Raw genomic sequence first — 24,779 nt, 5'->3', positions numbered from 1 at the left:
CACCGGCCCGGGGTCGCCAACCCAGACCGGACCGATGCCCAAGACGAATCTCACCACATTCGCCCCATCGCCGTTGCGCGCTATCCGAATCGGCACAGCAACACTCTGCCTCGCCCTGAGCGGTGCGGCAAACGCCGAACTCTCACTCTTGCAACCTCCACGCGCCCTCACGGGCGAAGCACCGTTGCAATTGACCCTGCTGGTCACTCAGGACACCCCGGGTCGCAAGACGATCAAGCTGCCGGACGAGATCGTCGTGCGCATCTCCAACGACGACTTCAAGCCGACGCTGCTCCATCTGAAGCGGGCCGCCATGGCACCCGCCAGCGTGACACTCTCGAACGGTCAGTTCCGGCGCATCTCATATTCCGCCGCACTCCCCACGGCATTGCGTGGCACCGTCCGTATCGAACCTGTCGATTGGGATGCCTCGACCACGACCCTCGTGCTCGATCGCGCCGCACCGTCCGAACCGATGGTGGCAGCCGCCCCCGCATCGCCCGACGCTAGCGCGGCGCAAAACGCGGCGGCAGGCGCCACGGCGTCTGCCGCCGCCCCGGCATCGAGCGCGATCGCCAGCGCCGCCCCCGACGCCATTGCGCCAACGACCGACACCGAGTTCGCCCGCATTTCGTCGAATGAGCCGATGTACATTGCGTTCGGCAAGAACGGTGACGCGAACGCGCGGTTTCAACTCAGCTTCAAGTTCCACATTCTCAAGCCAGACAATCCGACGTCGAAGTCCTTCCTCGACAACCTGTATTTCGGCTATACCCAGTTGTCGATCTGGGATCTGCAAGCCGAATCGGCCCCTTTCCGCGACTCAAACTATCGGCCGAGCCTCTTCTACTACGTTCCGGACACGGGCGTGCGCACGAGCTGGTTCACGTCGCTGGGCGTCGCCGCAGGTATCGAACATGAATCCAATGGCAAAGCAGGCGACGATTCGCGCAGCATCAACACCGTCTTCGTCAAACCAATCCTGAAGTTCGGGAATCCATCCGAATACCACTTGACGGTGGCACCGAAGCTCTACGCCTATCTGGAAAAGAACGACAACAGCGATATCCAGGACTACCGTGGCTACATGGATCTGCTCGTGCTATGGGGTAAGCCGAATGGCTGGCAGATCGGTGCGACGCTGCGCAAGGGCATGAAGCGCAACTATGGCAGCGTAGATGTGCAGGTGACTTACCCGCTCGGCAAGTTGATCCCGGGCACAGGGGGCTACGTCTGGCTCGGGTACTTCACTGGCTACGGCGAAGACCTGCTCGACTACAACCGTCATTCGACCTCGCAAGTACGTATCGGGTATAGCGTGTTCCGCTGGTGACACCGCCTGCCTGTAGGTGCCGCGGACCGCTCGTGATGCCGCCCCCCCCTCAAGCTCACAACACCAGCACGAGAGCTCCCGCGACAATCAGCGCCCCACCGATGGCTTCCTTGAGCGAGAACGGCTCACCGAGCAGCACCCAGCCGATCAGCATCGCCATCGCGACGCTGAGTTTGTCGAGCGGTGCCACGCCCGACACCGGTCCCAACTGCAGCGCCCGGAAGTAGCAAAGCCACGACAAGCCGGTCGCCACCCCGGAGAGCACAAGAAACAGCCAGGTATTCGCACTCAGGCTGGTCGGCCGCTGCCACTCGCCTCGCATGCCCACGATCGCCAGCGTCACCGAAAAAATGATAACGGTGCGAATCAACGTGGCCATGTTCGAGTTGACCTGCGCCACCCCGAGCTTGCCGAACACGGCTGTCAGTGCCGCAAAAAATGCCGAACCCAGCGCAAATAGTTGCCAGCTACGCAGCATAGCGAACCACCATCGTGATAGAGATTTGAGTACCACCCACCCGAAACTCGCCGAAAAGTCCACCGCCCGCCCCCGGCCGTAGGGGAATGGCAGCCGGTTCGGCCATCGGTGAGATAATGGCGGCTCCCCGTGACACTGACCCGCCTCCGGCCAAATTCGCTCCCCCTATGTCCGAACTGCATGACCGCCCCGACAGCCCCTGCATTGGTGTTTGCTCGACCCTTTTCGACGACGTCTGCAAGGGTTGTGGCCGCACCGCTTACGAAGTGTCGAACTGGGTGTTCTTCACTGACGAAGAAAAGGCCGCAGTCTGGGCGCGCATCAACCGCGAAGGGACGGCGATGCGCTTTTGCGACAACGGGACTACGACTTCGCAGACTTGAACTGCAACGACTTGTACTCGAGGAATTCCTCGAAGCCGTACACGCCGTTCTCGCGCCCATGCCCCGACTGTTTGAAGCCGCCGAACGGCGCTTGCACGTTGAACTCCCCGCCATTGATGTCCACCTGCCCCGTGCGGATCTGACGCGCCACGCGCACTGCACGCGCCTCATCGCCTGACCACACGCCGCCACCCAATCCGTAGATGGAGTCGTTGGCAATACGCACGGCATCCGCCTCGTCCTGATACGTGATGATCGAGAGTACCGGGCCGAAGATCTCCTCCTGAGCCACCGTAGCGTCGGGGGCGACACGCCCGAGCACCGTCGGCTGGACGAAGAAGCCCGCCTCAAAGCCCTCCGGCACCGCATCGCCGCCCGCGATCAGTTCGGCCCCTTCGGCAAGGCCCTTGCGGATGTAGGTCTGCACGCGTTCGCGCTGTGCGGCCGATGCCAACGGCCCCAGACGCGTTGTTTCCTCGCGCGGATCGCCCAACGTAAAGCGAGCGACGGCGTCCTTTACGAGCGCCTTGATTTCCGCATAGCGCGACGCAGGAACGAGCATGCGCGTGTGTGCCGAACATGTCTGGCCGGAGTTCAGATAGCAGGCGTTAAGCGTGCCTTTGACCGCTGCGGCAAGATCCGCATCGTCGAGCACCACCGACGCCGATTTTCCGCCCAACTCCAACGCCACGCGCTTGACCGTTTGCGACGCCACTTCGGACACACGCTTGCCCGCGCGAGTCGACCCGGTAAACGAGACCATATCGACGTCGGGGTGCCGCGCCAGCACCTCACCGACCACCGGTCCGAGGCCCGTCACCAGATTGAACACGCCCGCCGGCAGGCCGGCCTCGGCAATCACCTCCGCCAGAATGAACGCGTTGAATGGCGCCACCTCCGACGGCTTGAGTATCACCGTGCACCCGGCAGCCAGCGCCGGCGCAACCTTCAAAGTGATCTGATTCAGCGGGTAATTCCACGGCGTGATCGCTCCGACCACCCCCACCGGCTCGCGCACCACCAGCGAATTGCCCACGCGCGCTTCGAATTCGAACGCCTCGGCCAGTTCAGCGTAATTGTTCCAGTGATAAACCGGGCCACCCACCTGAATCGCACGAACGAGCTTGATCGGCATCCCGGTCTCGCCCGTCATGACATTCGCCAGATCGTCTGTGCGGGCCTTCAGGCCTGCCGCGATCTTTCGCAGATAGGCAGCGCGCTCGGCAGGTGGCGTCGCCGCCCAGGTGTCGCGCGCCGCCAGCGCCGCGGCAATGGCAGCCTCCGTGTCTTCTGCCGCGCCCTCGGGAATGCGGCCCATGAGCTTCGCATCGGCCGAGTGGAAGACGTCCAGTGTGCCGCGCCCCACCGGCGTTACCCACTGACCATCGATGAAAAACTTGTCGTACGTGATCATGCAATGTCTCCTGCTGGCAGATGAACGTCGAACGGTCATTGTAGACCGCTCTCCTCCGCACTTCCCGATCCGACGCTGAAATCAGGTGGCGCCGACCCGATCGTTCCGATATTCCGAAGGCGCGATCGGAAGACATGCCTCAGCCCTCAGCGGCAACGCGCCGTAAACGCAAACAGGGCGCCTGCCACGCAAGCGCCCTGCCGGGTAATTACAAGTACAAGTGCGGCGTGAACGCCTGGAGGTCTTTCGTCAGACTTCCACGCCCTGGCTGGCCAGGTACTCGTCGTAAGTGCCCGCGTAGTCGATCAGCGTGCCGTCGCTCTTCACTTCGATGATGCGCGTCGCCAGGCCCGACACGAATTCACGATCGTGCGAGACGAAGATCAGCGTGCCGGGATACTTGTCGAGTGCGATCTGAAGCGACTCGATCGACTCCATATCCATGTGGTTGGTCGGCTCGTCCATCATCATCACGTTGTGACGGCCCAGCATCAGCTTGCCCCAGATCATGCGGCCCTTCTCGCCACCGGAGAGCACCCGCACGGACTTGCGCACGTCGTCGCCACCAAACAGCAGCCGGCCCAGCGAACCGCGAATCACCTGATCGTCGTCGCCTTCCTTGCCCCATTGCGTCATCCAGTCGGTGAGCGATACATCCTGCGGGAACGCTTCCGACGTGTCCTGCGGCATGTAGCCGATGTTGGCATTCTCCGCCCACTTCACGGTGCCTTCATCGACCGGCAGTTCCGCCATCAGGCTGCGCAGCAGGGTGGTCTTGCCCGCACCGTTCTCGCCAATGATCGCCACGCGCTCACCGGCACGCACGGCACCGGAATAGTGCTTGAAAATCTGGCGGTCAAACGACTTCGAAATACCTTCGAACTCAAACGCGAGATTGTGCAGTTTCTTCTCGAATTCGAAGCGAATGAACGGGTTCTGACGCGACGAAGGCTTGATGTCTTCAACCTTGATCTTGTCGATCTGCTTGAGACGGCTCGTCGCCTGACGCGCCTTCGACTTGTTCGCCGAGAAGCGGCGCACAAAGTCTTGCAGATCGGTGATACGTTCCTTGGCCTTGGTGTTTGCCGCCATCTGACGCTCGCGGGCCTGCGCCGACGCGAGCATGTAGTCGTCGTAGTTGCCCGGATAGATCGTCAGCGTGCCGTAGTCCATATCCGCCATATGCGTGCACACGGCGTTCAGGAAGTGGCGATCGTGGGAAATGATGATCATGGTGGAGTTGCGCTCGTTGAGCACGTCTTCCAGCCAGCGGATCGTGTTGATGTCCAGGTTGTTGGTCGGTTCGTCGAGCAGCAGCACGTCCGGATTCGAGAACAGCGCCTGCGCGAGCAGCACACGCAGCTTCCAGCCCGGTGCGACGTTGCTCATCGGCCCCTGATGCTGGTCGGTCGGAATGCCCACGCCCAGCAGCAACTCACCCGCGCGCGCTTCAGCCGTATAGCCATCGTACTCGGCGAACTTCGCTTCGAGTTCGGCGGCGTGCATGTAGTCGTCGTCCGTCGCTTCCGGATTGGCGTAAATCGCATCGCGCTCGCTCATGGCGGCCCACATCTCGGTGTGGCCCATCATCACGACGTCGAGCACGCGCATGTCTTCATACGCGAATTGATCCTGCTTGAGCTTACCCAGACGCACGTTGGGTTCGAGCATCACGTTGCCGGCGCTCGGCTCCAGATCGCCACCGAGGATCTTCATGAACGTCGACTTGCCGCAGCCGTTAGCGCCGATCAGGCCATAACGGTTGCCCCCGCCGAATTTGACGGAGATGTTCTCGAAGAGCGGCTTGGCGCCGAATTGCATCGTGATATTGGCAGTAGACAGCACAGGCGGTATCCGGGGAAATGAAGTGCGGCGGCACAAAATTGCGCCACGAAACCCAATATTTTAGCACCGATGCGTGTCACGCGCCCTCAGTCGGCCTCAGCGCTTGTGAAGGCTCCGAAATACGGCGCGTGAAGGGGGTACAAGGCGTCCGCCAGCTTTAGGTTGCGTCCAACCGCGTGAGGCTGCCCGAGCCCCTCACATGCCGTATGCGGCCAGACGGCACCGGGCCGGCGCGTCTTGCCAGCCCAGGCGCCTCCCATCATCTTCCCAATGCCCTTCCTATGTCTGCCATCCGCCTATCGATGCGCCCTGCACGCGTGCTGCGCCCTTTTTGCCCTCTTCGCCCTTTTTACCCTCTTCGCCCTCTTCGCCCTCTTCGCCTGCTTCGCCCTCGCTGCCCCCCTCTCCTCGGCCGCCTGCTCGGCGCCGCCGCACTGTTGAGCGCCGTTGCCGCGCCTTTCGCCGCCGATGCCCGCGCCACGGGGATCAGCACCGAAACCCTCGCAAAATCCACGACGGCATGGGACCAGACCGGCTATACGGCGTATCCCTCCGGCGTTCCCGAGCCAACGCTCGTGCGCATCACGATCGCCCCGAACACGCGGCTGGACTGGCATATCCACCCCATGCCTGCCATCGGCTACGTGGCTTCGGGCCAGTTGACGGTCGAGCGGGCGGATAACGGTGCGCAACGTTCGTTCGTGGCCGGCCAAACGGTCACGGAACTGGTCGACGTGCCGCATCGGGGCTGGACAGGCGACACCGGGGCCGAATTGCTGGTCTTCTACGCACGCTCGGTGCAGCAACCGCTCGCCGTCATCTCTCCCAATGCGGGACAGCTCGCGCAGGACGAAACGGCGAGCCTCCCCCGCGACTAACGCGCCGTCCAAAGCCTCGGCACGTAAAAAAACCGCCGGCAGATACCGGCGGTTTTCCAGACAACGCGATGCCGCACAGGGGCGGCGCACGTCATTACTGCTTCGGCAGCGAGCCCTCGACCCCTTCGACGAACCAGTTGATCTGGTGCTTCTCGTCGTCGTTGAGCGTCTTGCCAGCCGGCACGATTTCCTTGCCGTCCTGCCCCTTGATCGGGCCCGTGAACGGATCGTATTTGCCATCGCGAATCGCGTCGTGACGTGCCGTGACAGCCTTGCGGGCAGCTTCCGGCACGGCCTTGTCGTTAATGGCCACCAGGTTGATCTCGTCTTCCTTGATGCCGCCCCAGACCGGGGTGTTCTTCCACGAACCCTGCATGACCTCGTCGACGGTGCGGATGTAGTACTTGCTCCAGTCGATAGCCGCCGATGCAAGATGCGCGTTCGGGCCGAACTTGCTCATGTCGGAATCCCAGCCAAAGGCGTGGATCTTCTTCTCTTCGGCCACCTGCATCACCACGGCCGAGTCGACGTTCTGCATCAGCACGTCGGCACCTTGACCGACGAGCGATTCCGCCGCCTGACGCTCCTTGCCCGGATCGAACCAGCTATTGATCCAGACGACCTTCACCTTGACCTTCGGATTGACTTCGCGCGCCGCGATGGTGAACGCATCGATATTACGGATCACCTCGGGAATCGGCACCGATGCCACATAGCCGATCACGTTGGACTTCGTTACATGCCCGCCGACCACGCCGGCCAGATGCGCACCTTCATACGTACGCACGTCATACGTGCCGAGGTTCGGAGCCGTCTTGAAGCCGGTCGCATGCTCGAATGTCACATCGGGGAAATCAGCGGCCGTCTTGACCATCGAATCCATGTAACCGAACGACGTGCCGAAAATCAGCTTGTTGCCCTTGCTCGCCAGATCGCGGAACACGCGCTCCGAGTCCGCACCTTCGGGCACGTTCTCGACACGGGTCACGCTCACTTTGTCGCCGAACTTGGCTTCGACGGCCTTGGCACCTTGCTCGTGCGCATAGGTCCAGCCGGCGTCGCCCGGGTTGCCGATATAGACGAACGCCACGCCCATCGGGCCCTTGCCTGCCGGCGCGGCCGATGCCTGAGCGTCGGATGCTGCTGCTGGCGCGTTGGCGGTGTTGCTCTCCTGCTTGCCGCAGGCGGAAACCAGCATGGCAGCCGCAAGACTTGCCATCGTGATCAGGACTTTACGTCGCATCGATTTTCTCCTCGTCATCGATTGTTTCAGGTTGAAGCTTTTGCCGCGATTACCGAACGTTCGCGCTGTCCGCAGACAACGCGTCAAGACCCCGCAAAAAACGGCTTGCCGAGGGACGCGGGTGCATTCAGGCGAATCGTCTGGCGATTCCGCGAGATGATCACGAGCACGGCGATGGTCGCCAGATACGGCAGGCTGGCCAATGCCTGCGACGGGATGCGAATGCCCATCGCCTGCGCCTGGAACTGCAACGCCATGACCACACCGAAGAGCAGCGCGCCGAGTACCGTACGTCCCGGACGCCACGTCGCGAACACCACGAGCGCCAGCGCAATCCAGCCACGCCCTGCCGTCAGGTTTTCCTGCCATAGGCGCAGATAGCCCACCGAGTAATACGCGCCTGCGAGCCCCGACATCGCGCCGCCGAACAGCGTCGCAAGATAACGGATGCGCACCACCGGGTAGCCAATGGCATGGGCGACAGCGGGCGCCTCACCGATCGAGCGCAGCACCAGTCCGGCGCGCGTACGGTACAGGAACCAGGCAATCGCCACGAGCAGCACCACCGAGAGATAACCCAGCGGGTTGAGCGAGAAGATCGACGGCCCCAATACGGGAATCGACGACAAGCCAGGCATCGGCAAGTCGCGCAGCATCGGGATCGTGGCGTCCGTGTAAGGACGGCCGGCGTAGGCAGACAGGCCGATGCCGAAAATCGTCAGCGCCAGGCCCGTCGCCACCTGATTGGCCATGAGCGAGAGCGTGAGCCACGCGAAGACGGCAGACATGGCCACCCCCGCAGCAATGCCTGCGAGCACGCCGAGCCAGAGGCTTCCCGTCTGCACGGTCACGGCGAACGCGCCAATGGCGCCCATGAGCATCGTGCCTTCCACGCCGAGATTGAGGACACCCGATTTTTCCGTCACCAGTTCGCCCAGCGCGGCCAGCATCAAGGGAATGGCCGCGATCACGGCACTTGCCGCCAGCGGCGTCAGCAGATTGATCCAGTCCATGCGGCGCTCCTCAGGCTTCTCGCGCGTGTGCTCGGGCACGACGGCGCAGACGGTAGTTCACGAAAACGTCGCAACCCAGCAGGCTGAATAACAGTAATCCCTGAAACACGCCGCTGATCGCCTTGGGCAATTGCAGCGACGTCTGCACCGCTTCGCCGCCGAGGTACAACAGCGCCATGAGCAGGCTCGCCAGAACGATTCCGACCGGATGCAAGCGGCCGACGAACGCCACGATGATGGCCGTGAAACCATATCCGGGCGCCCACGTCGCCTGAAGCTGCCCGACCGGCCCCGCCACCTCGCCCGTGCCCGCCAGCCCCGCTGCCGCCCCGCCGATCAACAAGGCGAGCCAGACCGCGCGCGGCTCGGAATAGCCCGCGTATCGAGCGGCAAGCGGTGCAAGTCCGCCGACCTCCATCCGGTAGCCGGCGAAGCTCTTGCGCATGAAGAACCACGCCGCCGGCACGGCGATCACCGCCATGAACACCGACGCGTTCAGGCGAGTGCCGCGCCACGGCGCCCAGTGCCAGTCACCGAAAAAGCGCGGGAACAGCGCATCGCGGCCGAAGTTGATCGACTGAGGAAAATTCATGCCGTGCGGGTCTTGCCACGGCCCGCTCACCAGATAGATCAGAAGCTGCGTGGCAACGTACGTCAGCATCAGGCTCACGAGAATCTCGTTGGCGTTGAAGCGCACGCGCAACAGCGCAGGGATGGCGGCCCACAACATACCGCCCAGCGCGCCTGCGGCCATCATCAACGGCAATAGCCACGGGCCGCCATGGCCGTCGAAATGAATCGCGACACCGGAGGCGAAAATCCCACCCAGCAGCAACTGGCCTTCTGCGCCGATGTTCCATACGTTGGCCCGATAGCCAATGGCCAGCCCAAGTGCAATCAGACACAAGGGCGACGCCTTGAGCAACAACTCGGACCAGCCGTTCAGGCTGCTGATAGGTGCCAGAAAGAACGCAGCCATCGCCTGTGCCGGATTCTTGCCGAGAAAGCTGAAGATGAGCACACCGCCGGCCAGCGTGATGAGCGTGGCCACCAGCGGCATGGCGAGCCGCATGGTGCGGGAAGGACTTGGCCGTGGCTCAAGCGTGAAATCGAACATGATGTCTGGAAATCGTTGAAAAACGTTACAGTGCCCGCGGCGGTGCGAGCGAAGACCCGCCGATACTAGTCAAGCCAGTCGTGCCGGCACGTCAGGCTGCGCGTTCGCCCGGGCCGCCGGGGAACATCCCCGCCATCCAGAGGCCGATCTCGCGGGCGTCGGTCTGCTCGGGCTTGCGTACAGGCGACAAACGCCCCTGCGCGAGCACCGTGATCCGGTCACAAATTTCGAAAAGTTCGTCGAGTTCTTCGGACAACACCAGCACTGCGACGCCGCGTGCCGAGAGGTCGAGCAATTGCTGGCGGATGAAGCTCGCGGCCCCGACGTCGACACCCCACGTCGGCTGGGCCACCACGAGCACCCGGGGTTCCTGAAGGATTTCACGTCCGACGATGAACTTCTGCAGATTGCCGCCCGACAGACTCTGCGCGGCAGCGTCCGGGCCGCCCGCCTTCACATTGAAACGCTCGATGCACAACGACGCGAACCGCCGAAGCGTGTTTCGACGAATCCAGCCGCCGCGCAGCAATCCCAGATGCGCCGTGCCGGACGCCCCGAGCAGCGCGTTGTCCGTCAGCGACATACTGGGCACCGCGCCACGCCCCAGGCGCTCTTCCGGCACGAACGCCAGCCCGAGACGCCGCCGGGTGGCGGCCCCCATGCGGCCGACGGCGCGGCCGTTCATATGAAGCGCTTCTGCTTGCGGCGCCCGGGCCTCGCCCGACAGTGCGGCCAGCAACTCGGCCTGTCCATTACCGGACACGCCCGCAATACCGACGATCTCGCCCGCGTGCACGTCAAGGTTGACGTCATGCAGCGAAGTGCCGAACGGGTCTTCACTGACCATCGACAGGTGACGCAGGGAAAGCAGCACATCACCCGGTTGGTGCTTGCGACGCTCGATCTGCGGCAACGCACGGCCGATCATCATCTGAGCAAGCGTCTCGGCAGTCTCTTCGCGTGGCACGGCGTGCCCCGACACGCGCCCGGCACGCAACACGGTCGCCCGGTCGCACAGGTCACGGATTTCGTCGAGTTTGTGACTGATGTAGACGATGCTGCAGCCTTCGGAGGCCAGACGGCGCAGCGTCGTGAAGAGCTTCTGGACGGCTTGCGGCGTCAGCACCGACGTGGGCTCGTCCATGATGAGCAGACGCGGATTCTGCAGCAGGCAGCGCACAATCTCCACGCGCTGCCGCTCGCCCACCGAGAGACTATGCACGTGACGCGCCGGATCGACTTCGAGCCCGTACTGCGCCGACACGTCGCGGATGCGGCCGGCGAGCGCCTTCAGATCGTGACCCGCGTCATCGAGGGCGAGGGAAATATTCTCGGCGACGGTCAGCGTCTCAAACAACGAGAAATGCTGGAAGACCATGCCGATGCCGAGCTTGCGGGCTGCGGCCGGGCTATCGATGCGCGTCGGCTGCCCTTCCCAGCGGATTTCGCCCGCGTCAGGGCGCACGGCACCGTAGATGATCTTCATCAACGTGCTTTTGCCTGCGCCGTTCTCGCCCAGTACCGCGTGGATCTCGCCGGGTAATATGCGCAACGCGATGTCGTCGTTGGCCACCACGCTCGGATAGCGTTTGGTGATGCCGGTCAGCGCCAGACGTGGCGTCGATTGCATGGAAGATGTCACGGGCGAAGTCTCGGTCCTGAGCTTGGGCGGGGACGAAAATACCCAATTCGCGGCGAAATGTCGAGCATGCGTCAATAACATGGCCTGACCTGACGTATTGCGGGCGACAAGCGCCTATTTTGGTGATAGGGGCTTTCCGCTATAGAGACGCCGGGCGCTTGTGCTTCATAATGATTTAATTATGCAATTCAAGGTCCGATATATTCGGATTGTTATATTCCTCATGAGCCAAAACCGCGAACCGATCGACACTTATTTGCTGCGCGTTCTTCACACCTTGTTGATCGAGCGTAGCGTGACGCGTGCGGCCGTCAAGCTGAACCAGTCGCAACCCGCGATCAGCGCGGCGTTGCGGCGTTTGCGCGATATCACCGGCGATCCGCTGCTGGTGCGCGGCAAATCGGGCATGGTGCCCACGGAGTACGGTCAATCGCTGCTGGAACCGACACAAAACGCGCTGCGTGAAATCGAGCGCATCACGGTTCAGCAATCGAATTTCGATCCGGCCACGACGGTCCGCACGTTCCGCATCGGCTCCCCCGACTACCTGAATACGCTGTTCGTGCCGACGGTTGTCGAGCGCTTCCGCCAGCAGGCCCCCAACGCGCAGCTTGAACTGCATTCGCTCGGCCCCGCCTTCGACTACGAGCACGCGCTCGAGGACGGCAAGGTCGACATCGTCATCGGCAACTGGCCCGAGCCGCCCGAGCAGCTTCACCTCTCGAACCTGTTCGTCGACCAGATCGTCTGTCTGGTGCGCAATACGCATCCGTATGCCAAACGCGGCCTGACCCTCGAGCAATACCTCGCCAGCCCGCACCTCGCGCCGACGCCATACTCCGTCGCGCAACGCGGCGCCATCGATATGCATCTCGCGCGCGAGCGCCTGAAGCGTAATGTGGTTGTGACGATTCCGTACTTCAACCTGGCACCGTACGTCCTGCTCAAATCCGATCTGATCTTTACGACGACACGCCTGTTTGCCGACCATTACGCGGAGTTCCTGCCGCTGACCGTGGTCGAAGCACCCATCGACTTTCCGCCGATGCAGTACTACCAGTTGTGGCACGAGCGTACGCACTACTCAGATGAAGTGCGCTGGCTGCGCAGCGTCATTTCCGACGCCACCCGCACGCTGCTCGAGACACGCACGCTGCCCTGAGCGTCAATGCCTGCCGGGGGTCCTGCCCCGTTTTTACCGGCGGAGCGGCCCCCACCGCCCCGCCGAACCGAACGGCGGCGTTCCCCATGCACAGGAACGCCCCCCCGATTTCCCGCTTGTCCATTGCCACGCTCGGCCACACACCATGAATATGTGGCCGGTGTGGCAACACCTTACCGGGAAGCCTCGGCCAGTTGCCGCGCCAAGGCGTTGTGACGCGTGACGAGCGACGGCAGGTCAAGCGTCGCCAGACGCCCTTCACGCACCACCACCCGTCCGTTCACCACGCTATACGCGGCTTGTCCAGGGTTACAGAACACCAAGGCGGCGACCGGATCGTGCAGACCGCCCGCCATGCCCACACTACGGGTGTCGAACGCCACGAAATCGGCCGCCATGCCTGCCGCCAGCACGCCGATATCATCTCGGCCCAGCACGCGCGCGCCGCCCACCGTGGCGATTTCCAATGCTTCGCGGGCTGTCATTGCGCTCGGGCCGAAGCCCACGCGTTGCAAGAGCAAGGCCTGACGCGCTTCGCCGATCATGTTGGCGGCGTCGTTCGAGGCCGAACCATCCACACCCAGCCCGACCGGCACGCCCGCGTCGCGCATGCGGCGAATTGGCGCAATGCCCGAGGCGAGCCGCATGTTCGAACACGGGCAATGCGCCACGCCGGTGCCGGTCTTGGCGAACAGCGCAATGCCTGCATCGTCGAGTTGCACGCAGTGAGCGTGCCAGACATCGTGCCCGACCCACCCCAGATCCTGAGCGTACTCGGCCGGCGTCATGCCGAACTTCTCGCGGCTGTAGGCGATATCGTTGACGTTCTCGGCCAGATGGGTATGCAGCGACACCCCATAGTGACGCGCCATCGACGCCGATTCGCGCATCAGGTCACGGCTCACCGAGAACGGCGAGCAAGGCGCCACGACCACCCGCAGCATCGCGTAGCGGCCTTCGTCGTGATACGTCTCGATGAGACGCTGTGTGTCCTTGAGAATGGCGTCTTCGCGCTCGACAACGCGATCGGGCGGCAGTCCGCCCTGACTCTGCCCGACGCTCATGCTGCCCCGGCTCGCGTGAAAACGCATGCCGATCTCGGCGGCCGCTTCAATGCTGTCGTCGAGCTTGCAACCGTTTGGGTAGATATACAGATGGTCGCTCGACGTCGTGCAACCCGAGAGCAGCAATTCGGCCATCGCCGTCTGCGTCGAGACGCGAATCATCTCCGGCGTGAGATTCGCCCACACCGGATACAGGTTCGTCAGCCAGTTGAACAGTTCGCCGTCCTGCGCCGCCGGAATGGCACGCGTGAGGCTCTGGTACATGTGGTGATGCGTGTTGACGAGACCGGGAATCACGACGTGCCCGGTCAAATCCAGCACCTCGTCGGCCGTGGCCGGCAGCGTATCGCTGGTGCCGACAGCCACGATCCGGTTGTCCTCCACGTACAGCCCGCCGCGGGCAATCTCGCGGCGGCCTGCGTCCATCGTGACCAGAACCTCGGCATTCTTGACGAGCAGTGTTTTCATCAGTGCGCCTCCAGCCCCATGCCTGTGCCGTTCTTCTCGCCGTGACCGTTGGCCGCCGGGGCTTTGAAGCCATTGAAGTAGGCGTTCAGAATCACGGCCGAGAGTGTGGCAAGCAGAATCCCGCTGTGCAGCAGCGGCGCGAGCTGCTCCGGCATCTTCGCGAAGAACTTGTTCGACGCGACCGGGATCATCGCCATGCCGATGCTGATGGCCACAATGTACAGGTTGTAGCGGTTATGCGAGTAGTCGACCTTCGACAGGATCTTGATACCCGTGGCGAGCACCATGCCGAACATGACCACGCCCGCACCGCCCAGCACGAATTGCGGAATCGAGGCAACGATCACCGACATCTTGGGGATCAGGCCGAAAACCAGCAGGATGACGCCAGCCGACGCGCAGACCCAACGGCTCTTTACGCCCGTCACGCCCACGAGGCCGATGTTCTGCGAGAACGAGGTGTGCGGGAAGGTGTTGAACACGCCGCCGATCACCGTGGCCACACCATCGACACGCAGCCCCGCCACCAGCGCCTTCTCGTCGACGGGCTTGCCGACGATCTCGCCGAGCGCCAGGAACATGCCCGTCGATTCGATAAACGTGATCAGAATCACGATGGTGAGCGTGACGATCGCCCACGGATCGAACACCGGCATGCCGAAATGGAACGGCAGCACGACGTCAAACCACTTCACCTGATCCAAACCGTCGAAATTCACTTTGTGCAGCATCAGCGCGATCGCGAAGCCGAACAGAATGCCCATCAGCACGGCGATATTCGAGAAGAAGCCCTTCACGAAACGCGTAATCAGCAAGATGAAAATAAGCACCGCGAACGACACGCCCAGATAGACCGGGTCGCCGTAATCGGGGTTGCCCACGCCGCCTGCGGCCCAATTGATACCCACGCCAATGATCGTCAGGCCGATGGACGTGATCACGATGCCTGTGACGATCGGCGGGAAAAAGCGCAACAACTTGCCGATGACCGGTGCGATGAGCGTTCCGATGATGCCCGAAGCGATCGTCGCGCCAAAAATGCCGGGAAGGCCGAGCGACGGGTTGGTGCCGATGGCGAGCATCGGACCGACGGCCGCGAAGGTCACCGCCATGATGACCGGCATGCGAATGCCGAACCGGCCCACCCCCACGCTTTGCAACAACGTGGCAATGCCGCAGCACATCAGGTCGGCGGAAATAAGAAAAGCAATCTGATCCTTGGGCAAGCCAAGGGCACCGCCAATGATCAGCGGCACCGCGACCGCCCCTGCATACATCACCAGCACGTGTTGCAGGCCCAGCATGAACAATTTTCCGATCGGCAGTCGTTCGTCGACCGGATCCACGGCTTTCGTTGTCACACTCATTGCGTCTCCGTCCCAGGGGGGCTGTTCGATTAATATTTTTGGGGTGGCTCAATGGTGAAGGTCGACGCCTTTTGCGGCAAGACTACCCAGGGCTATAGTGCTTTTTACATAGAACGTATGCCTGAATGCTTATCATGCGTCTCGGGTTTTCCCCAAGAATGCACGTCACCATTGGGCTTTCCGGGCGGCGGGACTGGCGTCACGACAACACCTCATACGCCAACCGTTATGCACTGGATAACAGAAGCAAATAGTGGTCCAAAAAATCCCAAACACAGCGGCTGCAGCGTACGCTCGAACATGCGGGTACGCCCCGGGGATCGCCGTCATCTTTTTGTCTGGCGTGACACGGTATGTGCGCATTTTTATCTTTGGTATTGCGCCCGTTGCCCGGCCGCTATCTCCCTACAATGCACCCATCCATCACAGGAGACACCATGGGACGACTGACTACCCACGTACTTGATACATCGCACGGCAAGCCTGGCGCAGGCATCCGTGTCGAACTGTGGCGCGTGGACGGCGAGCGCCGTTCGCTGCGCGACGTGCAGACCAATAGCGACGGCCGCTGCGACAAGCCGCTGCTCGAAGGCGAGGAATTCGTCGCGGGTGAATACGAGCTGGTGTTCCACGCGGGCGATTATTTCGCCGCGCAAGGCGTGGACGTTCCTTCGCCGCGTTTTGTCGACCGCGTTGTGCTGCGCTTCGGCATTGCCGAGCCTTCCCAGCATTACCACGTGCCCCTTCTGGTTTCGCCGTGGAGCTTTTCCACGTATCGCGGCAGCTGAAACGCGAGCGTGAACGTCAGGCAGTTGAGGAGAACATAAGATGGAAGCGTTTATTACCGACTGGGTCAATCTGTTGCTGCGCTGGCTGCATGTGGTGGCCGCCATTGCCTGGATTGGCGAGTCGTTCTATTTCGTGATGCTGGACAACGGTCTGAAGCCGCCCAAGGCTGCTGAGGACAAGCAAAAAGGCGTGTTCGGTGAGATGTGGTCGGTGCATGGCGGTGGTTTTTACCACGCCCAGAAGTATCTGAACTCGCCGCCGCAGATGCCGGAAGACCTGCACTGGTCGAAGTGGAAGTCGTACACGACGTGGCTCTCGGGTTTTGCCCTGTTCTGCGTGCTGTATCTGCTGCAACCGCAGACGTATCTGATCGACAAGAACGTGATGGATTTGCAACCGGGTCAGGCGGTGGGCATCGCGGTGGCGTTCCTGATCGGCGGCTGGTTCGTCTATGACTTCCTGTGCCGCATGCTGGGCAAGAACGAGCGCGTGCTGGGCATTGGCGTTGCGCTGTTCGTGGTCGCCGCGACCTATGCCACGACGCATATCTTTGCCGGTCGTGCCGCATTCCTGATTGTGGGCGCCATGATGGCGACGTCGATGTCGGCCAACGTGTTCTTCTGGATCATTCCGGGACAACGCAAGAGTGTCGACGCGCTGTCGAAGGGCGAAGTCCCGAATCCGATCTGGGGCAAGCTGGGCAAGCAGCGTTCGGTGCACAACACGTACTTCACCCTGCCGGTCGTGTTCATCATGATCAGCAACCACTATGCGTTCACATACAGCAATCCGTACAACTGGGTGATTCTCACGATCATCATGGCCGCAGGCGCGATGATTCGTCAGTTCTTCGTGCTGCGCCATGCCGGCAAGAACCTGTACGCGCTGCCGGTCGTCGGCGCGGCACTGCTGGCAGGCGTTGCCGTCTTTGCCGCACCGCGCCCCACGCCGGCCCCGGCCGCAGGTGCGCACGGCGAAGCCGCGGCCCCGGCGGTGAAGCTCTCGGAGATTCAGCCGATCCTCACGCAACGCTGCGCCACGTGCCACTCGGCCAAGCCGACGATGATGGGCAGCGCCCCGGCGGGCGTGATGCTCGATACGCCGGCCGAGATCTCGCAGAACGCGCAGCGGATCTATCAGCAGGCCGTGGCACTCAAGTCGATGCCGCTGGGCAACGTGACCCAGATGACCGACGACGAACGCCAGAAAATCGCCGCGTGGTTCAACGGCGGCGCACAACAATAACGGCGGCAACCGTCTTTCTTGCTGGACCCATGTTGGGGCGCTCAGGCGCCCCTTTTTTCATGGCCCCCGTGCCCGCACTGGCCGCCTTGCCCATCGTAGGAAGCATTGCCGGTCCGCCCTATAAACCATCGGTTGGGAACTTCAGCACGGGTACGCAGGTCTGTACTACGCGCCCGGCAGTCCGGGCGTAACGTTTTTGTGAGGGCGGCATCCGCCCAACCTTCCCATAACGTTCAACCACTGGCGCGATGCTTTTGAAGGCAGGCGCGTCACGCAAAAAACATCATGAATTTCCTGCTTTTCTCCGCTTCCCGGCAAGGCGTCGTCTGGGTGCATCTGCACCAGGCCATGTTCCCGCCGTCGGGTCTGTCTGCCTGATAACGTCTCTCGCGCACTGCTGCGCGTGATGTGTCGGGCGGGGCGGGTGCGCCATCGCTTGCGCGCGCCCGGTCGATCTCCCATCTCGAAGTATTCGATGTGCAAGCCACGGTGAGCTGCGTCCCGACACGACGCGGCGATATGTCATCGGGGGGACCATGTCTCATTCCACTTTCTGCCAATCCACGCACGGCGTCAGGACGTCGCTGCTCAAACAATTTGCGTCGCTCGCGATCCCGACCATACTTTCCGGCTGGGTGTACACGGTCTACACGCTGATCGACGGCATCTTCATCGGCCGCTATGTCGGCGAACAGGCGCTCGCCGCGCTCAACCTCGTCGTGCCGCTGCTGTATGTGCCTTACGCGTTCAGTGTGATGGCGGGTGTGGGCGGCGCCACGCTCATTGCCCGTCTGCTTGGCGAGGGACGGGAAGCGGAAGCGCGTCGCGCATTCTCGCAGGTGCTCTGGGTGATGCTCGCCTTCGGCATCACAATGAGCGCCGCGGTGCTCGGCTTCCGTCATGAAATCGCAGCCGCGCTCGGTGCCGAGGGCCCCATCACGCAAGATGTGGTGGCCTATTTGTCGGGCTGGGGGTGGTTCGTGCTCTTCGCCAACGGCCTTTACGCGCTGGAGCTGTTCCTGCGCGTGGAAGGGGCACCGGCCGCACGTTTCGGTCTGTACGCGATGTTCATGGGCGCACTTGCCAACGTGGCGCTCGACTACTGGTTCATTGTCGAGCGTGAGATGGGCATGTACGGGGCGTCGCTCGCCACGGGCTTGTCGATGATGGTCTCCAGCAGCGCGATGCTCGCTTATCACTTCGTGCTGGCCAAGCAGGTCGTACCCGCGTGGCGCGCGTTCGGGAAAGCCGAGGCCCATGTCTGGCGCGCAATGTACAACGGCGCCTCGGAGTTTCTGGGTGCGATCGCGCCGGCGGTGACGGTATTCGCCTTCAATCGCGTGATTCTGTCGAACTTCGGCGAACCCGGACTGGCAGCCTACGCCATTCTGGAATACATGACGCTCGGCGCCACCGTCACGATGGTCGCGCTGGTGCAGAGCATGCAACCGATGATCAGTTTCTATCGTGGCGCACGCGATCTGCATGCCCTGCGCGAATCGTTCCGGCTGGGCGCGATTGCCGTGACAGGCTTCTCGGTGTTGGTGGCAATCGCCATGGCGACGCTCGCTCGTCCGCTCACATTCCTGTTCCTGCCGGCAGGCGCTCAGGCATGGTCGATTCTCGAGCACGCCGTGCTTTGGTACGCGCTGGCGTTTCTGCCGGCCGCGGGCAATCTGATCGTGGCGGGTTTCCTGACCGCCGTGGAGGCACCGGGTCCGTCGGCAGCCATTGCGATGCTGCGAAGCTGGGTGCTGTTGCTGGGCATTCTGTGGTTGCTCAACGTCTGGCTCGGCGGCGCGGCCATCTGGTACACGTTGCTGATCACCGAAGTGCTGACGCTGGCGATCAGCGCATGGCTGTACTGGCGTAGTCTGCGCAGCGAAGCGTTACTGACACCCGCAACGTCTTGCTGAGGCGCAGGCGTAACGCAAAACGGCGTGACTTCATCGTCACGCCGTTTTTTTATCCCGATGCGGCGAACCCTCAGCTCGGCATTTTCAGCGAGAAGGTTTGTGCAAGCGATTGAACGTTGGTCGCGTCATCCGCGCCCGGCGCGCCGTCGGGCGGTGTAGCACGCGGGGGCGGCAGGACGGAGACGCCAACGTCGCTGGCAGCCCATTGCGGCTCGGGCAGTTCGTCGAACACCTGACGCAGACGCGAACCCCAGGTATCGTGAATCATCTTGTAGTAGACGTTTTCGTCGTCGAGCGACGCGAAGCGCGTCACGCGCAGGCTGTCTTCTTCATACACGAGCAGGTCGAGCGGCAGCCCCACGGAGACGTTGGAGCGCAGCGTGGAATCCATGGAGATAAGTGCGCATTTGGCGCCGTCGTCCAGCGACGTGGCGGGTGTGACGAGCCGGTCGATGATGGGCTTGCCGTATTTGGACTCGCCGATCTGGAAATACGGGTTGACCGACGATGCTTCGATGAAGTTACCTGCCGAGTACAGTTGGAAGAGTCGGCTCGGCGCCCCGGCGATTTGGCCGCCGAGCAGGAAGCTGCAGTTGAAGTCGACACCGAAGGCTTCCAGCGCCTTGGCATCGCGTGCGTAGACGTCGCGAATCGCCTGGCCAACGACGCGCGCCACGTCGCTCATGGTCTTGGCGGTCCACAGGGTGTCGGTATCGCGCGCTTCGACCAGGTGCTGGCGCACCGCTTGCGTGAGCGCGAGGTTGCCCGCCGAGAGCAGCACAAGCACGCGCTCGCCGGGACGCTCGAACACGAGCATCTTGCGAAAGGTGCTCACGTGATCGACACCTGCGTTAGTACGGGTATCGGAGAGAAATACGAGCCCGGCATCGAGCTTCATGGCCACGCAATACGTCATGTCGTTCCTGTCTAGCCGTGCGGGGTACTCCACCCCGTCACGCTGAAAGCTATTGTTGATCGAGCGGCACGGTATCGACGCTCACCGATACGTGCAGCGCTTCGGTCGCCCCACCGCTGCGCATGCCCCTGACCGGCGCCGCAGACTCGTAATCGCGTCCGACGGCTAGCCGGCAGTAGTTGCCGCTGGCAAAGCAGGCATGGGTCACGTCGATGCTGACCCACCCTGCCCCATCGACCCATACGTCGACCCACGCATGACTGGCCGCATGCGGCACGTCACCCGGGTCGATGTATCCGCTGACGTATCGCGCCGGCACACCGCGTGCCCGGCAGACGGCGAGCATGAGATGCGCATGATCCTGACAAACGCCCCGTCCCAGCGCCAATGCCTGCGCGGCGGTGCTGGTGACGGCGGTGATACCGGATTCATAGTCGACTTTCTCGCAGATGGTGGCCGCAAGCGCCAGCAGTTCGCCCGGCGTCGCCACCCCGGCGTCGCCAGCGAGTGCGTCGATGGCATCGTTGCGCGCAGTGAGCGGTGTCGGGCTGGCGAAGCATAACACTGGTACGGCATGGCTCACCTCTGAGAGCTTGCCGTCGACGAGGGGGGTGGTTTCGACTTCGCCTTCGGCAAGCAGGTGGATTTCGCTGTGCGGCTGGTGCAGCACGAGGGTATGCATGTCGTTGCCGAAGGCGTCGCGCGAGGCGGTGAGCTTGCCGGGCGCACTCAGCCGCCAGTGCACGATGCGCTGCACCTCGGAGCCCACAGGCGTGAGCCGAAGCTGCTGGATGGTGTAGCGTACCGGCGTGTCGTAGCGGTAGGTGGTGTCGTGGCGGATGATCAGGCGCATGGCATCAGGCGGCAAGCGGAATCAGGAATGTCTGGCTGATCTTGTTGCCGAGCACGGAGACTCGCTCGAGGAACTCAGTCAGGACGGGGTGGAGCCCTTGCTGCTGGACCTGCTGGATGTCGGTGTACTTGAGTTCGGCCTGTAGCTTGCCGGCATAGCGTTCGACGTCACCCGACTGGGCGTTGGACAGTGTGGCGAGGTTTTCACACACGCCCGTGAGCGACGCGAGCAGCGAGCGTGGCATGTGGGCGTTGAGCATGAGCAGTTCGACGACGCGCTCAGGGGTGATGACATCCCGGTACACCTTGCGGTAAATCTCGAAGCCGGACACGCTGCGCAGCACGGCGGACCAGTAGTAGAAGTCGGTCGGATGGGAGTCGGCTCCCGCCCGGTCGGCGCGTACGGCTTCGTGGAAGCGCACGTCGAGGATGCGGGCGGTGTTGTCGGCACGCTCGAGGAAGAGGCCCAATCGGGTGAAGTAGAAGGCATCGTCCTGGAACAAGGTGCCGAAGCTCACTCCGCGTGAGAGGTGGGAGCGCACTTTGACCCACTCGAACAAGTGCGCCGGATCGCGCTCGAGCAGCTCGAGTATGCGCGGGAATTCGAGCCAGGTGCTATTGACGGTTTCCCACAGTTCGGTGGTCAGGGTGCCGCGCACGGCGCGAGCATTCTCGCGCGCGGCCGCGAGGCAGCAGGCAATGCTGGACGGGTTTTCGCGATCACGCACAACGAAGTCGAGGACGTTGGCGCGTGTGGCACGCGCATGTTTGCGATTGAACGCGGGTTCGAGTTCGGAGATACGCAAGGTGGCGCGCCACCCGGCCTCGTCGTTGAAACTGCCGGCGAGCAGACGCACGTTGTCAGCGTCTTCTTCGTCATCGATGGCATCTTGCGGCAGCAGCAGGTTCTGCAGGTTAACGTCGAGCAGGCGGGCGGTGTTTTCGGCCCGCTCCATGTAGCGAGCCATCCAGAACAGGTGATCGGCAGTGCGGCTAAGCATGATCTCTTCTCGCTATGATGTTTGTCGTATCCGGCTGACGCGGCTTATTTCTCAAGCACCCAGGTGTCCTTCGTCCCGCCGCCCTGGGAGGAGTTGACGACCAGCGATCCTTCTGTCAGCGCAACGCGGGTGAGTCCGCCCGGCACCATGTTGACGCCCCGGCCAGAAGACAGCACGAACGGGCGCAGGTCGATGTGCCTCGGCGCGACACCCGCCTCGACGAAGGTCGGGCATGCGGACAAGGCAAGCGTAGGTTGTGCGATGTAACCGTCGGGTTTGGCGATGAGCCGCTGGCGAAAGGCCTCGATCTCGGCTTTGGTGGATGCCGGGCCGACGAGCATGCCGTAGCCACCCGCACCGTGGACTTCTTTGACGACAAGCTCGGCGAGGTTGTCCAAGGTGTAGGCAAGATCGTCCGGTCGACGGCACTGGTAGGTCGGCACGTTGTTCAGGATGGGCTTCTCGCCAAGATAGAACTCGATCATGTCAGGCACGAACGGGTAGATGGACTTGTCATCGGCAACGCCCGTACCAATGGCATTGGCCAAGGTGACACGCCCCGCCCGGTAGACGCTCAACAACCCCGGCACCCCCAAGCTGGAGTCGGCCCGGAAGGCCAGCGGATCGAGAAAATCGTCGTCGATTCTGCGATAGATGACGTCGACTCGCTTCGGGCCATTGGTGGTTCGCATGTAGACAAGGTTGTCCTCTACGAACAGGTCCTGCCCTTCCACCAATTCAATACCCATCTGTTGCGCCAGAAATGCATGCTCGAAGTAGGCCGAGTTGTAGATGCCAGGGGTCATGACGACGACCGTCGGGTCATCTACCCCCATCGGCGCCACAGCGCGCAAGCTGTCCAGCAAGAGGTCCGGATAGTGCTCGACCGGCGCAATCCGGTTTCTCGCAAACAACTCCGGGAACAACCGCATCATCATCTTGCGGTTCTCCAGCATGTATGACACGCCAGACGGCACCCTCAGGTTGTCCTCCAACACGTAGAACACGCCGTCATCCCCCGTGCCAGCACGTACAACGTCTACACCCGCAATGTGCGCATAGATGTCGCCCGGCACATCCACACCCTGCATCTCCGGACGATATTGCGCATTCTTCAATACCTGATCCGCCGGAATGACGCCCGCACGCAAGATGTCCTGCTCGTGATAAACGTCATGGATAAAGCGGTTCAACGCCTCCACCCGCTGACGCAATCCCGTCTGCAACGTCTGCCACTCATGCGCAGGTATGATTCTCGGAATCAGATCGAATGGGATCAGGCGCTCCGTGCCCGCCTCGTTGCCATACACAGCAAACGTTATCCCCACCCGTCGGAACGCAAGGTCAGCCTCAGCCCGCTTGTGGTGCAAGACATCGTCCGGCTGACACTTCAACCAATCGTCAAACCGACGGTAATGCGCCCGCGTCGCACCCGTGATGCTCGCCATCTCGTTATAGCTCTCGACCATACGCTTCTCCGCAGATTGCTGTGTCGAGATCGAGCAATATCCATGCCCGAGCCGTTTTCTCACCCATTCCGCACGTTTTCGGTGCGCACCTCCTCCACCCGCACCACGTCGGTGATTTTCAGTATAGGAGTCGGTGTTGTTTCGGGCTTTTTTATGTTTGCCTCGTTTCCTCCCTTCCCTCCTTCCTCCTCTTAACACCGCCCTCCAGACGGACCGGAGCCCCTTTCCGCCTCTCAGACATAAACCCAACTCGATTCAGAAAGGGGCCCCGGTCCGTCTCCCCATCGCTTCCGTACTTCCCGCCCTTTACACCCCCCCCTTCGTTTTCCCTCCGCTCAAACGCAAAACGCCGGACTGTCCCCGGCGTCTTCGCTGTCCTGCTTCACACTTCCTGCTCTCTTCGCTTCTTCTCGCTTATGCCGCCTTCTGGGGCGCCCGCACCGCATCCAACGCCGCCTGCGTCAACACATACTCACCCGGCAAATCCTGCTCGTCACAGTTGTGCCCCTCTCCCCCCCGATCCACCACCACGAAGTCACTCACCTCATGCAACGCCAATAACGGGTGATGCCAGACCCCTCGCGCATAGTTCACTCCCTGCCACCCATCCGAAACGAATGCCCTCATCTGTCCCACATCCAACTCGCCCGCCGGAGCTACCACCACCAAATACGGCGTCGTCTTCAACGGAATGAACGCCTGACTCCCCAACGGGTGACGCTCCAACATCTTCACCTCATACGGCAATTGCCTCGGCTGACCCCGGAACACATTCACCAACGCTCTTCCCCCCTCCGGACCCAAATCTACCTTCGCCAGATCGTGAAATCGCTCCGTCGTCCCGCCATTGATCCCGAAATGCTTCGCCCCCGACAACTCAATCACGTCGCCAAACAGCGCAAACGCCTCCCGCGTCAATCGCTCTATCTTCAACGCCAGACCCGCCATGTCACGCTCCTTTTCCTTTTCCCTTTTTTTGCCCATCGCTGCCTCTCGCCTCCCGGCTTTCTCCCGGATGCGAGAGGTCTTCCGTTCGCTGACGTCGCCTTCTTCGCTTACGCCCTCTTGTCGCTCAGGCAACCCCACAAGCGCAGACGCGATACGCCCCCATCCGGGATGATGTTGAAACGGATATGCGTGATCGCCCCCAACTTCTGCACCGGCTCCTCGAAGAAGAACTGCTT

Annotated in this window: 21 protein-coding genes and 1 pseudogene; 7 read left to right on the top strand and 15 right to left on the bottom strand. The window is 62.3% G+C overall.

The window, feature by feature from the left end:
• Positions 1–34: 34 nt before the first annotated feature.
• The gene (locus PBR20603_RS04425) at positions 35–1,333 is read left to right on the top strand and encodes a phospholipase A (protein WP_150558358.1); all 1,299 of its coding nucleotides are present in this window, start codon (positions 35–37) and stop codon (positions 1,331–1,333) included.
• A gap of 55 nt (positions 1,334–1,388) precedes the next feature.
• Here the strand turns inward: PBR20603_RS04425 and PBR20603_RS04420 are convergent, their stop codons facing one another.
• Positions 1,389–1,811 (bottom strand): EamA family transporter, encoded by a 423-nt coding sequence (locus PBR20603_RS04420; RefSeq protein WP_150558357.1) that lies wholly within the window; start codon positions 1,809–1,811, stop codon positions 1,389–1,391.
• Between the two features lie 167 nt (positions 1,812–1,978).
• On the opposite strand from PBR20603_RS04420, the gene PBR20603_RS04415 reads away from it, so the two are divergent.
• Positions 1,979–2,194: a DUF1289 domain-containing protein gene (locus tag PBR20603_RS04415; RefSeq protein WP_150558356.1), complete on the top strand. Its 216-nt coding sequence runs from the start codon at positions 1,979–1,981 to the stop codon at positions 2,192–2,194.
• Here PBR20603_RS04415 and PBR20603_RS04410 read toward each other — a convergent pair.
• Positions 2,175–3,608: an aldehyde dehydrogenase family protein gene (locus tag PBR20603_RS04410; RefSeq protein WP_150558355.1), complete on the bottom strand. Its 1,434-nt coding sequence runs from the start codon at positions 3,606–3,608 to the stop codon at positions 2,175–2,177. The genes PBR20603_RS04415 and PBR20603_RS04410 overlap by 20 nt on opposite strands.
• 249 nt (positions 3,609–3,857) lie before the next feature.
• Positions 3,858–5,453 (bottom strand): ABC-F family ATPase, encoded by a 1,596-nt coding sequence (locus PBR20603_RS04405; protein ID WP_150558354.1) that lies wholly within the window; start codon positions 5,451–5,453, stop codon positions 3,858–3,860.
• A gap of 437 nt (positions 5,454–5,890) precedes the next feature.
• Here PBR20603_RS04405 and PBR20603_RS04400 point away from each other — a divergent pair, with 437 nt between their 5' ends.
• Entirely contained in the window at positions 5,891–6,331 is a 441-nt protein-coding gene (locus PBR20603_RS04400) for a cupin domain-containing protein (protein ID WP_174977778.1), read from the top strand.
• A 94-nt stretch (positions 6,332–6,425) separates the two neighbouring features.
• Here PBR20603_RS04400 and PBR20603_RS04395 read toward each other — a convergent pair whose 3' ends face one another.
• The 4 genes from PBR20603_RS04395 to PBR20603_RS04380 form a co-directional block, all read right to left on the bottom strand.
• Positions 6,426–7,574 carry a BMP family ABC transporter substrate-binding protein gene (locus tag PBR20603_RS04395; RefSeq protein ID WP_150558353.1) on the bottom strand — a complete coding sequence of 383 codons (1,149 nt, stop codon included), beginning with the start codon at positions 7,572–7,574 and terminating at the stop codon, positions 6,426–6,428.
• Between the two features lie 83 nt (positions 7,575–7,657).
• Positions 7,658–8,587 (bottom strand): ABC transporter permease, encoded by a 930-nt coding sequence (locus tag PBR20603_RS04390; protein WP_150558352.1) that lies wholly within the window; start codon positions 8,585–8,587, stop codon positions 7,658–7,660.
• Positions 8,588–8,597: 10 nt separating this feature from the next.
• On the bottom strand, positions 8,598–9,704 hold the full coding sequence (locus tag PBR20603_RS04385; protein ID WP_425495787.1) for an ABC transporter permease: 1,107 nt from the start codon (positions 9,702–9,704) through the stop codon (positions 8,598–8,600).
• 91 nt (positions 9,705–9,795) lie between these two features.
• Positions 9,796–11,334: an ABC transporter ATP-binding protein gene (locus PBR20603_RS04380; protein ID WP_150558894.1), complete on the bottom strand. Its 1,539-nt coding sequence runs from the start codon at positions 11,332–11,334 to the stop codon at positions 9,796–9,798.
• A gap of 235 nt (positions 11,335–11,569) precedes the next feature.
• On the opposite strand from PBR20603_RS04380, the gene PBR20603_RS04375 reads away from it, so the two are divergent.
• Positions 11,570–12,508 carry a LysR substrate-binding domain-containing protein gene (locus tag PBR20603_RS04375; protein ID WP_150558350.1) on the top strand — a complete coding sequence of 313 codons (939 nt, stop codon included), beginning with the start codon at positions 11,570–11,572 and terminating at the stop codon, positions 12,506–12,508.
• Between the two features lie 173 nt (positions 12,509–12,681).
• Here the strand turns inward: PBR20603_RS04375 and PBR20603_RS04370 are convergent, their stop codons facing one another.
• Complete coding sequence (locus tag PBR20603_RS04370; RefSeq protein WP_150558349.1) at positions 12,682–14,040, bottom strand: 8-oxoguanine deaminase; 1,359 nt, start codon at positions 14,038–14,040, stop codon at positions 12,682–12,684.
• Complete coding sequence (locus PBR20603_RS04365; protein ID WP_150558348.1) at positions 14,040–15,407, bottom strand: nucleobase:cation symporter-2 family protein; 1,368 nt, start codon at positions 15,405–15,407, stop codon at positions 14,040–14,042. Before PBR20603_RS04365 ends, PBR20603_RS04370 begins: the two co-directional genes overlap by 1 nt.
• Positions 15,408–15,844: 437 nt before the next feature.
• Here PBR20603_RS04365 and uraH point away from each other — a divergent pair, with 437 nt between their 5' ends.
• The 3 genes from uraH (at position 15,845) to PBR20603_RS04350 (ending at position 19,357) form a co-directional block, all read left to right on the top strand.
• The gene (uraH, locus tag PBR20603_RS04360) at positions 15,845–16,195 is read left to right on the top strand and encodes a hydroxyisourate hydrolase (RefSeq protein ID WP_150558347.1); all 351 of its coding nucleotides are present in this window, start codon (positions 15,845–15,847) and stop codon (positions 16,193–16,195) included.
• Positions 16,196–16,235: 40 nt separating this feature from the next.
• On the top strand, positions 16,236–17,441 hold the full coding sequence (locus tag PBR20603_RS04355) for a urate hydroxylase PuuD (protein ID WP_150558346.1): 1,206 nt from the start codon (positions 16,236–16,238) through the stop codon (positions 17,439–17,441).
• Positions 17,442–17,977: 536 nt separating this feature from the next.
• Positions 17,978–19,357 (top strand): MATE family efflux transporter, encoded by a 1,380-nt coding sequence (locus PBR20603_RS04350; protein WP_150558345.1) that lies wholly within the window; start codon positions 17,978–17,980, stop codon positions 19,355–19,357.
• Between the two features lie 70 nt (positions 19,358–19,427).
• On the opposite strand, the gene PBR20603_RS04345 is transcribed toward PBR20603_RS04350, so the two are convergent.
• From PBR20603_RS04345 to PBR20603_RS04320, 6 genes and pseudogenes are all read right to left on the bottom strand, one after another.
• Complete coding sequence (locus PBR20603_RS04345; RefSeq protein WP_150558344.1) at positions 19,428–20,273, bottom strand: proteasome-type protease; 846 nt, start codon at positions 20,271–20,273, stop codon at positions 19,428–19,430.
• A 49-nt stretch (positions 20,274–20,322) separates the two neighbouring features.
• Complete coding sequence (locus PBR20603_RS04340; RefSeq protein ID WP_150558343.1) at positions 20,323–21,126, bottom strand: transglutaminase family protein; 804 nt, start codon at positions 21,124–21,126, stop codon at positions 20,323–20,325.
• 4 nt (positions 21,127–21,130) lie between these two features.
• Entirely contained in the window at positions 21,131–22,126 is a 996-nt protein-coding gene (locus PBR20603_RS04335; RefSeq protein ID WP_150558342.1) for an alpha-E domain-containing protein, read from the bottom strand.
• 44 nt (positions 22,127–22,170) lie between these two features.
• The gene (locus PBR20603_RS04330; RefSeq protein ID WP_174977777.1) at positions 22,171–23,595 is read right to left on the bottom strand and encodes a circularly permuted type 2 ATP-grasp protein; all 1,425 of its coding nucleotides are present in this window, start codon (positions 23,593–23,595) and stop codon (positions 22,171–22,173) included.
• 414 nt (positions 23,596–24,009) lie between these two features.
• Positions 24,010–24,579 carry an ureidoglycolate lyase gene (locus PBR20603_RS04325; RefSeq protein WP_246174394.1) on the bottom strand — a complete coding sequence of 190 codons (570 nt, stop codon included), beginning with the start codon at positions 24,577–24,579 and terminating at the stop codon, positions 24,010–24,012.
• A 71-nt stretch (positions 24,580–24,650) separates the two neighbouring features.
• Positions 24,651–24,779: pseudogene (locus tag PBR20603_RS04320) on the bottom strand (allantoicase); the annotation flags it as partial.

The sequence above is a fragment of the Pandoraea bronchicola genome, assembly GCF_902459805.1.
In the GTDB taxonomy this organism is placed as follows: domain Bacteria; phylum Pseudomonadota; class Gammaproteobacteria; order Burkholderiales; family Burkholderiaceae; genus Pandoraea; species Pandoraea bronchicola.
This window is presented reverse-complemented; position numbering and strand designations above follow the sequence as displayed.

Bases quoted from the DNA above. Each gene is read 5' to 3' on its own strand.
- PBR20603_RS04425 (WP_150558358.1), top strand. From the start codon at position 35: ATGCCCAAGACGAATCTCACCACATTCGCCCCATCGCCGTTGCGCGCT.
- PBR20603_RS04335 (WP_150558342.1), bottom strand. From the start codon at position 22,126: ATGCTTAGCCGCACTGCCGATCACCTGTTCTGGATGGCTCGCTACATG.
- PBR20603_RS04355 (WP_150558346.1), top strand. From the start codon at position 16,236: ATGGAAGCGTTTATTACCGACTGGGTCAATCTGTTGCTGCGCTGGCTG.
- PBR20603_RS04410 (WP_150558355.1), bottom strand. From the start codon at position 3,608: ATGATCACGTACGACAAGTTTTTCATCGATGGTCAGTGGGTAACGCCG.
- PBR20603_RS04330 (WP_174977777.1), bottom strand. From the start codon at position 23,595: ATGGTCGAGAGCTATAACGAGATGGCGAGCATCACGGGTGCGACGCGG.
- PBR20603_RS04420 (WP_150558357.1), bottom strand. From the start codon at position 1,811: ATGCTGCGTAGCTGGCAACTATTTGCGCTGGGTTCGGCATTTTTTGCG.
- uraH (WP_150558347.1), top strand. From the start codon at position 15,845: ATGGGACGACTGACTACCCACGTACTTGATACATCGCACGGCAAGCCT.
- PBR20603_RS04415 (WP_150558356.1), top strand. From the start codon at position 1,979: ATGTCCGAACTGCATGACCGCCCCGACAGCCCCTGCATTGGTGTTTGC.
- PBR20603_RS04325 (WP_246174394.1), bottom strand. From the start codon at position 24,579: ATGGGCAAAAAAAGGGAAAAGGAAAAGGAGCGTGACATGGCGGGTCTG.
- PBR20603_RS04345 (WP_150558344.1), bottom strand. From the start codon at position 20,273: ATGACGTATTGCGTGGCCATGAAGCTCGATGCCGGGCTCGTATTTCTC.
- PBR20603_RS04370 (WP_150558349.1), bottom strand. From the start codon at position 14,040: ATGAAAACACTGCTCGTCAAGAATGCCGAGGTTCTGGTCACGATGGAC.
- PBR20603_RS04395 (WP_150558353.1), bottom strand. From the start codon at position 7,574: ATGCGACGTAAAGTCCTGATCACGATGGCAAGTCTTGCGGCTGCCATG.
- PBR20603_RS04380 (WP_150558894.1), bottom strand. From the start codon at position 11,334: ATGCAATCGACGCCACGTCTGGCGCTGACCGGCATCACCAAACGCTAT.
- PBR20603_RS04350 (WP_150558345.1), top strand. From the start codon at position 17,978: ATGTCTCATTCCACTTTCTGCCAATCCACGCACGGCGTCAGGACGTCG.
- PBR20603_RS04390 (WP_150558352.1), bottom strand. From the start codon at position 8,587: ATGGACTGGATCAATCTGCTGACGCCGCTGGCGGCAAGTGCCGTGATC.
- PBR20603_RS04375 (WP_150558350.1), top strand. From the start codon at position 11,570: ATGAGCCAAAACCGCGAACCGATCGACACTTATTTGCTGCGCGTTCTT.
- PBR20603_RS04340 (WP_150558343.1), bottom strand. From the start codon at position 21,126: ATGCGCCTGATCATCCGCCACGACACCACCTACCGCTACGACACGCCG.
- PBR20603_RS04365 (WP_150558348.1), bottom strand. From the start codon at position 15,407: ATGAGTGTGACAACGAAAGCCGTGGATCCGGTCGACGAACGACTGCCG.
- PBR20603_RS04385 (WP_425495787.1), bottom strand. From the start codon at position 9,704: ATGTTCGATTTCACGCTTGAGCCACGGCCAAGTCCTTCCCGCACCATG.